General features: G+C 68.4%; 11 protein-coding genes. 6 read left to right on the top strand and 5 right to left on the bottom strand.

Going from position 1 to position 13,254, the window contains the following annotated elements; all coding sequences use genetic code 11:
* Positions 1-5 precede the first annotated feature (5 nt).
* Together purN and purM are read right to left on the bottom strand one after the other, a co-directional pair.
* Positions 6-662, bottom strand: a complete 657-nt coding sequence (gene purN / locus ABL308_13750; protein XBQ16007.1) for a phosphoribosylglycinamide formyltransferase — start codon at positions 660-662, stop codon at positions 6-8.
* Positions 663-667: 5 nt separating this feature from the next.
* Positions 668-1,696 carry a phosphoribosylformylglycinamidine cyclo-ligase gene (gene purM, locus ABL308_13745; GenBank protein ID XBQ16006.1) on the bottom strand — a complete coding sequence of 343 codons (1,029 nt, stop codon included), beginning with the start codon at positions 1,694-1,696 and terminating at the stop codon, positions 668-670.
* 146 nt (positions 1,697-1,842) lie between these two features.
* Between purM and ABL308_13740 the strand changes: the two genes are divergently transcribed.
* From ABL308_13740 to ABL308_13720, 5 genes are all read left to right on the top strand, one after another.
* Positions 1,843-2,889: a DUF2066 domain-containing protein gene (locus ABL308_13740; protein ID XBQ16005.1), complete on the top strand. Its 1,047-nt coding sequence runs from the start codon at positions 1,843-1,845 to the stop codon at positions 2,887-2,889.
* Complete coding sequence (locus ABL308_13735) at positions 2,889-3,560, top strand: hypothetical protein (GenBank protein ID XBQ16004.1); 672 nt, start codon at positions 2,889-2,891, stop codon at positions 3,558-3,560. The genes ABL308_13740 and ABL308_13735 overlap by 1 nt, the downstream gene beginning before the upstream one ends.
* 25 nt (positions 3,561-3,585) lie before the next feature.
* Positions 3,586-5,784: an RNA degradosome polyphosphate kinase gene (locus ABL308_13730; GenBank protein XBQ16003.1), complete on the top strand. Its 2,199-nt coding sequence runs from the start codon at positions 3,586-3,588 to the stop codon at positions 5,782-5,784.
* On the top strand, positions 5,781-7,280 hold the full coding sequence (locus ABL308_13725; protein XBQ16002.1) for a Ppx/GppA family phosphatase: 1,500 nt from the start codon (positions 5,781-5,783) through the stop codon (positions 7,278-7,280). Before ABL308_13730 ends, ABL308_13725 begins: the two co-directional genes overlap by 4 nt.
* Before the next feature lie 88 nt (positions 7,281-7,368).
* Complete coding sequence (locus ABL308_13720; protein XBQ16001.1) at positions 7,369-8,376, top strand: methyltransferase; 1,008 nt, start codon at positions 7,369-7,371, stop codon at positions 8,374-8,376.
* Positions 8,377-8,434: 58 nt separating this feature from the next.
* Here the strand turns inward: ABL308_13720 and ABL308_13715 are convergent, their stop codons facing one another.
* The 3 genes from ABL308_13715 to ABL308_13705 form a co-directional block, all read right to left on the bottom strand.
* Positions 8,435-9,823 carry a DUF1501 domain-containing protein gene (locus ABL308_13715; GenBank protein ID XBQ16000.1) on the bottom strand — a complete coding sequence of 463 codons (1,389 nt, stop codon included), beginning with the start codon at positions 9,821-9,823 and terminating at the stop codon, positions 8,435-8,437.
* Between the two features lie 8 nt (positions 9,824-9,831).
* Entirely contained in the window at positions 9,832-11,616 is a 1,785-nt protein-coding gene (locus tag ABL308_13710; GenBank protein XBQ15999.1) for a DUF1800 domain-containing protein, read from the bottom strand.
* A 126-nt stretch (positions 11,617-11,742) separates the two neighbouring features.
* A complete protein-coding gene (locus ABL308_13705; GenBank protein XBQ15998.1) occupies positions 11,743-12,585 on the bottom strand; it encodes a TauD/TfdA family dioxygenase in 843 nt (280 codons plus the stop codon).
* 113 nt (positions 12,586-12,698) lie between these two features.
* On the opposite strand from ABL308_13705, the gene ABL308_13700 reads away from it, so the two are divergent.
* Entirely contained in the window at positions 12,699-13,175 is a 477-nt protein-coding gene (locus ABL308_13700) for a potassium channel family protein (protein XBQ15997.1), read from the top strand.
* Positions 13,176-13,254: the final 79 nt, after the last annotated feature.

Genomic DNA, 13,254 nt, shown 5'->3' with positions numbered 1-13,254 from the left:
TTCGCTCAGCGATCGGGGTTTAAAAGCAGCCCGCCGCCGTCCGCCGCCGCGTCCTTGTCGATCTTCACCCGTTCGGCGGTGACCCGCGCCTTGCCGTCGGCCACCAGGCGCAGGCAGGCGGGGTAGAGCCGGTGCTCAGCTTCGAGCACGCGGGCGGCCAGCGTGTCCGCGTCGTCGCCGGGCAGGACGGGCACGGCGGCCTGGCCGATGATCGGGCCGTCATCCATGTCCGCGCGGACGTAGTGCACCGTCGCGCCGTGAATGCGCACGCCCTGTTCGAGCGCGCGTTCATGGGTGGAGACGCCGCGGAAGGCGGGCAGGAGGGAGGGGTGGATGTTGATCATCCGATCCTTCCAGCGATCCACGAACCACGGGGTCAGGATGCGCATGAAGCCCGCCAGCGCGATCAGCTGCACGCCGGTCTCGCGCAGCTTGTCGTCGAGCGCCTTTTCGAACGCCTCGCGCTCCTCGAACAGGGTGTGGTCGATGAAGGTCGCGGCCACGCCGGCCTTGCGCGCACGCTCCAGACCCAGCGCGCCGGCCTTGTTGGACAGCACCAGCACGATCTCGGCGGGGAAGTCCTCCGCCGCGCACGCGTCCAGCAGCGCCTGCAGGTTCGAGCCGCGCCCGGAGATGAGCACGGCGACTTTCATCTTCGCCATGACTGTCAGACCGCCTTCAAAGCACCGATCACGAACGCCTCTTCGCCCGCTTCGTTCAGCCGGGCGGCGACGGCGCCGGCGTCCTTCGCATCGACCGCGCAGATCATGCCGATCCCGCAATTGAAGGTGCGGCGCATCTCCGCCTCCTCGATCCCGCCGGCCTCTTTCAGCCAGTCGAACACGGCCGGGCGCGGGAAGCTGTCGTAATCGACTTCGAAGCCGAGATGATCAGGCAGCATGCGCGGCATGTTCTCGGTGATGCCGCCGCCGGTGATGTGGGCGAGGCCCTTGATGAGACCTTCGCGGATCAGCGGCAGCAGCGCCTTCACATAGATCTTCGTCGGCGTGAGCAGCGCTTCGCCCAGCGTCCCGTCTCCGAAGGGCGAGGGCGCGTCCCAGCCCTGCCCCGAGCGCTCGGCCAGGCGGCGGATCAGCGAATAGCCGTTCGAGTGGGGGCCTGAGCTTGCGATTCCGACCAGCGCGTCGCCGGGCTTCATCGCGTCGAGCCGGGGCAGAAGCGCGCCGCGCTCGGCCGCGCCGACGACGAAGCCTGCGAGGTCGAAATCATCGCCTGCGTACATGCCCGGCATCTCGGCGGTCTCCCCGCCGATCAGCGCGCAGCCGGCCTGACGGCAGCCTTCGGCGACGCCGGAGACGATGTCGCGGCCGCGCGCAGGGTCGAGCTTTCCGGTGGCGAAGTAGTCGAGGAAGAAGAGCGGTTCGGCGCCCTGGGCCAGCACGTCGTTCACGCACATCGCCACCAGATCGATCCCGACCGAGTCGAGCTTTCCGGTGGCGATGGCGAGCTTGAGCTTGGTGCCCACCCCGTCCGTGCCGGAGATCAGAACCGGGTCCCTGAAGCCGGCCGCCCTGAGGTCGAACGCGCCGCCGAACCCGCCCAGATCGGCGTCCGCGCCGGGCCGGGCGGTGGACTTCGCCAGGGGCTTGATCGCGTCCACCAGCGCGTCGCCCGCGTCGATGTCGACGCCGGCCGCAGCGTAGGTCAGGCCCTCAGGGTTTTTCGCGTCCGACACGCACGCCTCCGATCATTTTTCGTCACAGCCGCGCTGCATAACGCCAAACGAGGGCGCATGCGAGCCTGTCACGGCGCCCGGCGGGCTTCACCGCGGCGCGCGAAACCGTATAGTCCGCACTGAAGCGTACAACACCGAGGGACGTCATGGCTTTGCTGGGTATCGTCAGGACCGCCGCCGCCGCTGTCGCAGGCGTCATCGCCGCCGCGTCCATGGCCGCCGCGCAGTTCACCGTTTCAGGCATCGCGATCGACGCCGAAGCGAACACCGCCTTCGAGGCCCAGCGCCGCGCGCTCGCCGAGGGCCAGACCCGGGCGGCGAACATCCTGGTGAACCGGCTGACGCTGCCCGAAGACCGGATGGAGGCCCAGCTCGCCCCGATGACCGCGGAGACCGCGGCGGGGCTGATCGCAGGTCTGCAGATCGCCGACGAGCAGCGCTCCTCCACCCGTTACCGCGCCCGCATCACGGTGCAGTTCGACCCCCGCGAGGTGCGCAATTATTTCTCCACGCTTGGCGTGCCTTACGTGCAAAGCGTCGCTGCGCCGATCCTCGTGGTGCCGGTGCTCGACGGCGAGGCGGGGCCCGCGGTGCGCCGGGGTCCCTGGTACGAAGCCTGGGCCGAAGGCGGGTTCGAACACGCGCTGACGCCGATGATCCCGCTGCGCGCCGACGATCGCTCGATCAGCGCGGACGAAGCGCTCTCGCTCGATCCGTTCGCATTGCAGGCGCTGGCCGACGCCTACGGCGCGGAAGCGGTCGCGGTGATCCGCGCGCGCGGCGGTGAGGGCGGCGTGCGCGCCGCCGGCGACATCGTGCGCTTCGCCGAAGACGGTGAGCAGATCGAATCGATCGCCACCGTCGCCGCGCCGGGCTTCGAGGCCGCCGCCGAGCGGATCGTCCAGCGCCAGGAAGAGCAGTGGAAGCGCAACGCCATCGTGCGCGGCGGCGATCTCGCCGAGCTTCAGGTCACCGTGCTGTTCGACAGCTTGCGCGAATGGCGCTCGCTGCAGTCGGCCGTCGCCGGCGCCTCGCTTATCCAGAACGCCCGGCTCGACGCGCTGTCGAAGACCGGCGCGGTGATGACGCTGAGCCATCGCGGCGCGCGCGAGCAGGTGCGCGCCGAGCTGGCGGCCCGCGGAGCGGACTTCGCCGAGGATCCCGAACTCGGCTGGACGGTGCGCCGCCGCTGATGGCCGCGAGCCAGCTCGCCCTCGATCTCGCCCTTCCGCCGGACTATCGCGCCGAGAGCTTCGCCGTGAGCCCGGCGAACGCGTCCGCGCGCGCCCTCGTCGCCCGCTGGCCGCGCTGGCGTCAGGGCCATCTGCTGCTGACCGGGCCGCGCGGGGCGGGCAAGACGCATCTGGCGAAGATCTGGACCACGCGCGCCCGGGCGACCACGCTGCCGGCTGGGGAGATCGGCGCAGCGCTCGCTTCGGTGGGACGCGGCGCGTCGGTGCTGGTCGAGGACGTCGATCGCGGCGTGGACGAGACGGGGCTGTTTCATCTGATCAACCGCGCCGCCGGCGACAGCGGGGTGACGCTTCTGATGACCGGGTCGGGCGCGCCGGAGGACTGGGGGATCGGCCTGCCCGACCTGCTCTCGCGCCTGAATGCCTCGGAGCGCGCGGTGCTGCATGAGCCCGACGACGAGTTGTTGCGTCAGGTGATGGAGAAGCTTCTTCGCGACCGGCGCACGCCGATCGGCGCGGGGGTTCTGGAATACGTGCTGCCGCGCATGGAGCGCTCGGTCGATTTCGCGCGCACCTTCGTGGCCTGGCTCGACCGAGAGGCGCTGGCGCGCAAGGGTCCGGTCACGCGCGCCCTTGCGCGCGAGGGTCTGGCCGCACTATCCACCGAGTGAGCTTTATGACCGGAAGGAGCCCGCCTTGACCGATCTCGCGCCAGGCGCATCCTCCGCCCCGCAGGGCGAGCCTTCCGGCGATCTCACCGCCTCGCCGGGGCGCTTCCTCAATCGCGAGCTGAGCTGGCTTCAGTTCAACTGGCGGGTGCTCGAAGAGGCGGCGAACACGTCTCACCCGGCGCTCGAACGGCTGCGCTTCCTGTCGATCTCGGCGAGCAATCTCGACGAGTTCTACATGGTGCGCGTGGCCGGCCTGAGGGCGCAGCTCAGGAACGGCGTGGACCGGCCGGGCATGGACGGGCTTTCGCCGGCCGAGCAGCTCGACCGTATCAACGACGAGGCCGCCCGGCTGATGGACGCCCAGCAGGAAAGCTGGCGGCAGGTGCGCGACGCGCTGAAGAAGGAAGGCGTGCACCTGGTCGGCGCGGACGATCTGTCGCGCGAGGAGAAGGCCTGGCTGCGCGACGACTTCCTGGCCCACACCCTGCCGGTGATCACGCCGCTGGCGATCGATCCCGCGCATCCCTTCCCGTTCATCCCCAATCTGGGATTCGCGCTGGTGCTCAAGCTCAAGCGCGAAAGCGATTCCAAGATCATGAACGCGCTTCTGCCGCTTCCTGCAGGCGTGAAGCGCTTCGTGGAGATCCCGACCAAGCGCAAGGACCGGCAGGGCCGGCCGGTCAAGCGCTTCATCGCGCTTGAAACGATCCTGATCCTGTTCGTGGACGCGCTGTTTCCCGGCTATCAGCTGGTGGGCAAGGGCGCGTTCCGGATCATCCGCGACAGCGATATCGAGATCGAGGAAGAGGCCGAAGACCTCGTCCGCGAGTTCGAACAGCTTCTGAAACAGCGCCGGCGCGGCGTGCTGGTCCGGCTCAAGGTCGAGGCGAGCATGCCCGAGGAGCTGCGCCGCTTCATCGTCCAGCAGCTGCACGCGGAAAAGCAGGACGTGATGCTGGTCGACGGGATACTGGGCCTCGCCCAGCTCTCCCAGATGATCCCCGACGAGCGGCCGGAGCTGAAATTCACCCCCTACGAGCCGCGCTTTCCCGAGCGCATCAAGGACCATGGCGGGGACGTGTTCGCCGCGATCCGCGCCAAGGACCTGATCGTCCACCACCCCTATGAAAGCTTCGACGTGGTGGTGGAGTTCGTCCGTCAGGCCGCCGCCGATCCCGACGTCGTCGCGATCAAGCAGACGCTCTACCGGACCAGTAAGGACAGCCCGATCATCGCCGCGCTGATCGAGGCGGCCGAGAACGGCAAGAACGTCACCGCTCTGGTGGAGCTGAAAGCCCGCTTCGACGAGGAGGCGAACCTGAAATGGGCGCGCGATCTCGAACGCGCCGGGGTGCAGGTCGTCTACGGCTTCATCGAGTACAAGACCCACGCGAAGATCTCGCTGGCCGTGCGCCGCGAGGGCGGGGAGCTGCGCACCTACGCCCATTTCGGGACCGGCAACTACCACCCGATCACCGCGAAGATTTACACCGACCTGTCGCTGTTCACCGCTGATCCCGCCTTCGGCCGGGACGCAGGCCGGATCTTCAACTACGTCACCGGCTATGCGCGGCCCCAGGGGCTCGAAAAGCTGGTGATCAGCCCGATCGGCATGCTCGAATTCATCCTGGGAAAGATCGACCGGGAGATCGAGAACGCCCGCGCCGGCAAGCCCGCCGCGGTCTGGGCGAAAATGAACTCGCTGGTCCATCCGCGCGTCATCGACAAGCTTTACGAGGCGAGCGCGGCGGGGGTGCGCATCGAGCTGATCATCCGCGGCATATGCTGCCTGAGGCCGGGCGTGCCGGGACTGTCTGAGAACATCCGGGTCAAATCGATCGTCGGACGCTTCCTCGAGCACTCGCGCATCGCCTGCTTTGCGAACGGCGCGCCCATGCCCAGCCCGAGCGCGGAGCTTTACATCTCCAGCGCCGACTGGATGCCGCGCAATCTCGACCGGCGGATCGAGACGCTGTGTCCGATCGAGAACCCGACGGTGCACAGACAGGTTCTAGACCAGATCATGGTGGCGAATCTGAACGACGAGACCCAGTCCTGGTACATGAACCCTGACGGCTCCTACACGCGGGTGCCGGTGAAGGGCGTGGACGATCCGTTCTGCGCGCACGACTACTTCATGACCAACCCCTCGCTCTCGGGCCGCGGTCAGGCGCTGAAGAACGACCAGCCGCCGGCCTTCCCCTATCCCGGCCCGCGCGCGTGAGGGACGGGACGACTTCCGCCGTCGAGCGCCGCGACGCGGCGGTGATCGACGTCGGCTCGAACTCGGTCCGCCTCGTGCTCTTCCGCATCGAGGACCGGGCGCTCTGGCCGGTGTTCAATGAAAAGACCATGGCCGGCCTCGGCCGCGGCGCGCGCGAGACCGGACGGCTCAATCCCGACGGGGTCGAGGCGGCGCTGAGAACGCTTCGGCGCTTCGCCATCCTTTTGGACGCCAAGAACATCGAGGACCGCTACGCCGTCGCCACCGCCGCGGTGCGCGATTGCGAGGACGGGCCGGAATTCGTCGCCCGGGTGAAGGAGGAGACCGGCCTCGAGATCGAGGTGCTGAGCGGCGAAGAGGAAGGCCGGCGTTCCGCGCTGGGCGTGCTCGCCGGCGTCGGCGACGCGGACGGGCTGGCGGGCGATCTGGGCGGATCGAGCCTGGAGCTCGCCCGGCTCGACGGCCGAAAGGCGGGCGAGGCGATCACCCTGCCGCTGGGTCCGCTCGCGGTGATGAGCGAGCCGGGCGACGCGCGGGTGTTCAAGACCGAGGTGGACAACGCGCTCGAACGCGCCGGGCCTCTGCTTGAGACCAGCGGCAGTACGTTCTACGCCGTGGGCGGCGCCTGGCGCGCCTTCGCCCAGCTCGCCATGGCGCTGAACGATTACCCTCTGCGCCTCTTGCACCAGTTCGAGCTGAGCGCCGAGCAGGTCACCCGCACCAGCGAGTTCGCCGTCAGCCAGAGCGAGACCTCGCTCGCGAGCGTGCCCGGCGTGTCCTCCAAGCGCGCCGCGATGCTTCCCTACGCTGCGCTGCTTTTGCGCCGGATCATTCGGCGAGGCGGGTTCACCAAGGTCGTGTTCAGCGCGAACGGGCTTCGGGAGGGCGTTGTTTGCGCAAAGGATCTCAGCCTCGTGACCGAGGGCGATCCGTTGTTGTCCGGCGCCGAAGCGCTGGCGCGCAACGCTGCGCCCGAGCCCGCCTTCGGGCGGCTTCTGGGCGACTGGATCGCGCCGGCCTTCGAGACCGCGCCGGCGGTGTTTTCGGATGCGCGCGACCGCACCCTGCGCCAGGCCGCCGCCCGGCTCGCGGACATGGGCGCGCGCATGCATCCCGATCACCGCGCCGATCTCAGCTGCACTCAGACGCTGTTCGCCCCGTTCGGCGGCGCGACGCATCGCGAGCGGGCCTTTCTGGCGCTGGCGATCCACCACCGCTACGCCGGCAAGAAACAGCGCGGCGAGGACTGTCCCTCGCGCCGCCTGCTCGACGAGTCCCAGGAAGACGCAGCCCTGCGTCTGGGGCTCGCGCTGCGGCTCGGCGCGGCGCTGTCGGGGCGCTCGGCGAAGGTGCTCGACGCGTTCAGGCTCGAGCGCACGAAGGACGAGCTCGTCCTGCGGGTGACGTCGGGCGCCGAGGCGCTGGTGGTCGAGCGTGCGCGGCACCGGTTCGAACAGCTCGCCGGCGTGCTCGATCTCGCGCCGCGCGTGGTCTGATCACGAAATTTTTTGCCGAAAAGGCGGGCGAAACCGCTTCGCTTGGGCTAGAACATGGTCCCGGACGCCATTCATCCGGGAGGACCCCATGAAACACCTGCTCAGCACCACTGCGCTCGCAGCCCTGCTGCTCGCCGCCTGCGGCGCGCCTGAGGGCGAGGACGCCGTCGACGAGACCACCTCTGCCGAAACCGAAACCATGGACGCGGGCGAAGACGCCGGCGGCATGGACGCCGGCGGCATGGAAGACGAAGCGATGGAAGACGGGGCGTCGGACATGGGCGGGGAGACCGCCATGGCCGGCGAGGGCGAAGACCCGCTCGCCGCCGTGCTCGCCGACACCCGCCGCGACAGCGACCGCGCGCGCGATCAGTTCCGCAACCCCGCCGAGACGCTCGAATTCTTCGGTATCGAGCCCGGCGACACCGTGGCTGAAGCGCTGCCCGGCGGCGGCTGGTACGCTCGGGTTCTTATCCCCTACGTCGCCGAGGAAGGCCGCTATATCGCGCTGAACTATTCGCTCGACCAGTGGGAAGAGATGTTTGGCGAACGATGGACCGAGGAGCGGGCGTCCGAATACGGAACATGGCCTGAAACCGCGCCGGCCGCGCTCGCCGAGTTCGGCCCGATCTCGGCAGAGGACATCGACGCCTACATGCTCGGTTCGATCCCCGACAGCCAGAACGGTCAGGCCGACGCGGTGCTGTTTGTACGCGCGCTGCACCATATGACGAAGTTCGAGACCGACTATCTGCAGACCGCGCTCGCGGACGTCTACGACTTCCTCAAGCCGGGAGGCGTGGTCGGCGTGGTCCAACATCGCGCGCCCGAAGACATGGACGCGGAAATGACCACCGGCTCCCGCGGTTACGTCAAACAGTCCGACATCGTCGCGGCGTTCGAGGCCGCCGGCTTCACTCTTGAAGCCAGCTCGGAGATCAACGCCAATCCCGCCGACACCGCCGATCACGAGAGCGGCGTGTGGGCCATGGCGCCGTCCAACGCCGGCGACAGCGAAGGCGAAGACGTCGATCCGCCCCAGTCGATCGGCGAAAGCGACCGCATGACGCTGAAATTCGTCAAGCCGGCCGAGTAAGGCTCACGGCTGACGATGAACCAGGCGCGCCGGCCCCCGGGCCGGCGCGCTTTTTCGTTCAGACCATGATCGGCGGCGGAGCGTCGAAGTTTCGAAGGTTCGGCAGGGCCGCTTCGAGTTCCGGGCCGGACAGGCCGAACCAGCTTCCCAGCGAAGCGGCGTACTGATCCACGCTGAGCCCGGGGATGAGCCGGCCGCGGCCTGCGTCCCAGGCGTGGTCGAAGCCCGGCGGGGGCGGATCGCCGAAGATGTTCCCGCCGTTCACCGCGCCGCCGACGACGAAGTGATGGCCGCCCCAGCCGTGGTCGGTGCCGTCGCCGTTGATCGCGAAGGTGCGCCCGAAGTCCGATCCGGTGAACAGCGTCACGTCCCGGTCCGCGCCCAGATACTCCATCGAGGACTGGAAGGCGGTGATCGCGGCGTCGAGCTCGGCCAGAAGCGCCGGCATGGACTGGACCTGGTTTGAATGGGTGTCGTAGCCGCCCGTGGCCGCGAAGAAGACCTGGCGGCCCACGCCGAGGCGCGCACGGATCGCGATCGTCTCGGCGATCACGCGCAGCTGGCCGCCCAGGCGCGAGGCCGGGAAGTCGGTCCCCAGAACGGGCGGCTGGGCGACCGCTTCGAGGAAGGCTTCGTTGCTTTCAAGCGATGTGCCCATGATCGCCGCCACGTCGCGCGCGATCAGATTGTTCCCCCGATAGTCCGCCGCAGAGAAATGCCGGCGCAGGCGCTGATAGGCCTGTTCGTTCGCATCGCTGCGGTCGCGGCGGCGCTCGGCGTCGCGCAGTTCGCGGATCTGGGTGGGCCCGCGGCTGCCCAGATTGAACGGCGCGGTGCGTTCGCCTGTCAGAAATAGCGAATCCCCGCTCGTGCTGACCGTGGTGAAGGCGTTCGCGCCCGGATTGGCGCCCGAGGCGAGGGCGGCGTCGGCGAACAGCCCGCCCCAGCCGAAGCGCGCGCCCTCGGGCGCGTTCGCCTGCCAGACCGATTGCTGGTCGTTGTGCGAGAACAGGCGCGGGGGCAGATCGACCGCCCGGTCCTGATACTGGCGGCGGTCGGTGGGCCTGACGAGCGGGCCGACGTTTGCGACCACGCTGGCCCGGCCGGTGTCGAACATCTGCTTGATCCCGCCCAGTTCCGGGGGCAGCGCGAACTGCCGGGCGCCGAACTGTGCGCCGTTGCGCGGCGCGAGCGGCAGCAGCACCGACCGGCCTCGTGTCGCCTCCGGCGCGATGGCCGAGCGCAGGTTCGCGAAGCTGTCATAGCTCGGCTGGTCGTAGGGGATGAGCACGTCGTGCCCGTCCATCCCGCCGAACAGGAACACGCAGACCAGCGCCTTGTAGCCGCCGACCTGGGCGGCCTCGGCGCGGACGCCCGCAAAGCTCGGCAGCAGCGCCGCGCCGGCGCCGAGCCCGGCGAGCAGGGTCCGTCGGGTGGGATCGGTCATCGCGCGCCTCATCGCTGCACCAGGAAGTCGGGGGAGGTCATGATCATCAGAACCGCGAACTGCACCCGGTCGCGCACGGCTTCGGCGCTGGTGTCGCCGGAGGCGGCGTCCGCTTCGAGATGTTCGCGCACGATGGCGCGGGTTTCGGCGCTGAGCGTTCCGCCGGTGAGGATCAGATCGAGCCGGTCGAGCAGCGCCTCGGGCTCGCCGGCCAGCGCGATCTCCTGAGCGTAATCGGCGACCCAGGCGTTCACGCCGGGACCCGCGGACAGGTTCACGCGCAGGTTCGAGAGCTTGTCGGCGATCCGCGACGCGTCGCGCTCGTTGGGATCGGCGAGCACGAAGTTGTCGAGGAAGTTGACGTAGCCCGGCGCGGTCGCGGTGGTGAACAGCTGCAGCTCCGGCACGGTCATGTCGGCCGCGCCGGTCTCGGTGCCCGGCGCGATATAGCCGGGGCGGTAGAAGTTGAAGACCGACGGCGACTGATAGGGGTTCTGCGCGAGATTGTCGCTCGATCGGGTGTCGTAGATGTCGAACACCCATTCGGTGTCGTTCGCGTCCACGCCGAAGGCGCGCGCCCAGTGCACGAGCCGCAGGATCGGCTCGCGGATCTTTCCAAAGCGCGGATCGGCGCGGGAGGCTTCGACGTCGGTGGCTTCCTCGTCGAACAGCACCGCCGCGATGGTGGCGGCGAGGTCGCCCCGCCGGCCGTCGCCGACCGTGACCATGTTGGGCAACTGGTAGCGGCCTTCGTCGAAGGCGCGCGCGACGCGTCCGACATAGTCGGGCGAGGGGGCGCTGGTGACGAAGCGCTGGATCAGCTGGCGCGCGATGAAGGGCGGCAGGGTGGGCTGAGCCATGATGTGGTCGAGCGCCATGTCCACGCTGGCCTCGCCGCTCGTGCCTGCGGGGATCGTGTAGCCCAAGAAGGTCTTGGCGACCTCTGAATGGTCGCGGGGGTCGATCTCCAGCGGGCGGCGCCAGGCGGCGCGGCGGCCTTCCGGGGTCGAGCGGTCTCCGGAGAATTCGAAGCCTGTGAAGACCCTGGCGAGGCCCTCGATATCCTCGTTGCCGTAAAGCTCGCGCGGACGGCCCGCCCCGTCGGTCAGCACCCGGCCCTGCATGTCGGTGTCGACCACCCCGATCGTGAAGAGCTGGAGAAGCTCGCGGGCGTAGTTCTCGTCCGGCATGCGGCCGGTGTCCGGATCGGCCTTCTTCGAGCCGATATAGGTCAGGTAATACCCCATGGCGGGGGAGTAGGTGACGTCTTCGAGAAGCTCGCGGTAATTGCCGAAAGCGTGCTCGATCAGAAGGTCCTGGTAGTAGACCATCCCTTCGGGATTATTGCGCAGCTGCCCGCTGCTCGCCGAGACCACCAGGATCTGCGACAGGGCGAAGGCCATGCGCTGGCGCAGCTGATCAGGCGCGCCCACCGCGTTCTTCCAGAACAGGATGGTCGGCGAGGCGACCCTGAAGCCCGAATACCCGCCGTCGATGACGAGATCCATGTGCCGGTCGAATTGCGCGCTGAGATAGGTCGGTTGAAGCACGAGCTGGTTTTCGAACCATTCGGACGCCGACCGGCCCTCGTACCGGTCGATGTCGGACGGTGTTGGTCCGAAGCTCGCCTGGGTCAGAAACTGCGCCGTGCCCTGGGCGGTGGCGAACGGACCTGTCGGCGAGGCCGTACCCGCGGGCGGGGGAGGCGCTGCGTCGGGTGATCCGCCGTCGCAGCCAGCAAGGATCATCGCGCCGGCGAGCGCGAGCGCGCCGAGCCTCATCGCACGTTTCATGATCACGCCCTTTTCGAATCCGCGCCCTTCGACCGGGGGTTCGAAAAGTATACGCGAGGAGGCGGCGCGATCCGGCGCTCCCCGCAGTCAGGGTAAACAAAGTTCTGCGACGCTACCCACAGGCGCCTAGGGGCCCGCGATGGTCGTTCTGTGCAGAAGCCGGGCGTGGCCGTCATAGCCGCCCGTGGCCATGTGCTGGGTGCAGCGATTGTCCCACATCACCAGCATGTCGGAGCGCCACTTATGGCGGTAGACGTTCGTCTCCGCATGGCAGGCCTCGTAGAGCTCCACCAGCAGGAAGAAGGCCTCCTCGTCTGAGAGCCCCTCGACCGTCCGAACATAGCCGGGATTGACGAACAGCGCCTTGCGGCCCGTTTCGGGGTGGGTCTTCACGATCGGGTGGGCGCGGGTTTCGTGCGCACGCGGATCGGGGCGGATGGTCATCGACCGGTCCGGCCCGTCGTTCTCGCCGTAAACCCCGTCGGGCGCATAGGCGAGCCCGGCGGAATGGACCGCCTTCAGCCCCTCGATCCGGGCCTTCGTGGCGTCGGGCAGGGCGTCATAGGCCGCGTACATGTTGCAGAACAGCGTGTCGCCGCCGACCGGCGGGATCACCTTTCCGAAAAGCACCGTGCCCGCGGGCGGGGTTTCCTGAAAGCTCCAGTCAGAATGCCAGGCCGCAGCGAAGACGCTGGCCTTCTCATCGGCCTCGCGCCGCACCTCGATGACGTGCGGGCGATCGGGCATGGGCGTGATGAAGGGATCCTCGCCGAACTCGCCGAAGCACCGCGTGAAGCGTTCGAGATCATCGAGGCTCATTTTCTGGTCGGGAAAGGCCAGCACCAGATGATCCAGCCAGGCGCCCCTGAGACGGGCGACGGTTTCGGTATCCAGCGGCGCGGTCAGATCGACGCCCGTGACTTCGGCGCCCAGTGCGGCGCCTGCAGGCCTGACGGTGATCCCTGGCATGGCTTTCCTCCTCGCCTTGCGGGCTCTGCGGCCCGTCCGGTCTCGGCGAGCATGGCGCCGGAGCCTCGCCGAGGCTAGCATCGCGCCGCATCACGCCGTTTCGGGATTTCCAGATGCTCGCCGCACCGCTTTTGCTCGCCACCGCGCTGGTCGCCCTGACCGTCGTCGTTCAGATCGTCGGCACGGCGGTGCTCATCTGGATCATGAAGGCGCGGGCGAAACGTATCGTCTCGCTCGCCTACGTACTCCAGCAGGGCGGGGTGATTCTGTTCGTCGCGCTGGGACTGTTCTTCACCCACATGATCCAGATCTGGCTCTATGCGGTGGTCTATCTCTGGCTGGGGGAGTTCCAGACCTTCGAGGAGGCGCTCTATTTCTCCACCTCGACCTTCACCACGGTGGGATACGGGGAGGTGGTCATCGAAAGCCGCTGGCGCATCGTCGCGGCGATCGAGAGCGCGAACGGCTTTCTCCTGCTGGGCTGGTCGACGGTGTTCCTGATCTCGGTGCTCTCGCGCATGCGCAGCGTGGAGATGGACTGGCTGGAAGGCCGCACCGAGCCCGAGCTGTTCGACAGACGTAAACGCTGAACCAGTCCGCCCGCTTGCAGCCGGTGCGAGGCGCGGGCTAAACCCGTCGCCCAGTTCAGTACACGTGTTTTCCGCTCAC

Source organism: Oceanicaulis sp. (genome assembly GCA_040112665.1).
Taxonomy (GTDB): Bacteria; Pseudomonadota; Alphaproteobacteria; order Caulobacterales; family Maricaulaceae; genus Oceanicaulis.
This window is presented reverse-complemented; position numbering and strand designations above follow the sequence as displayed.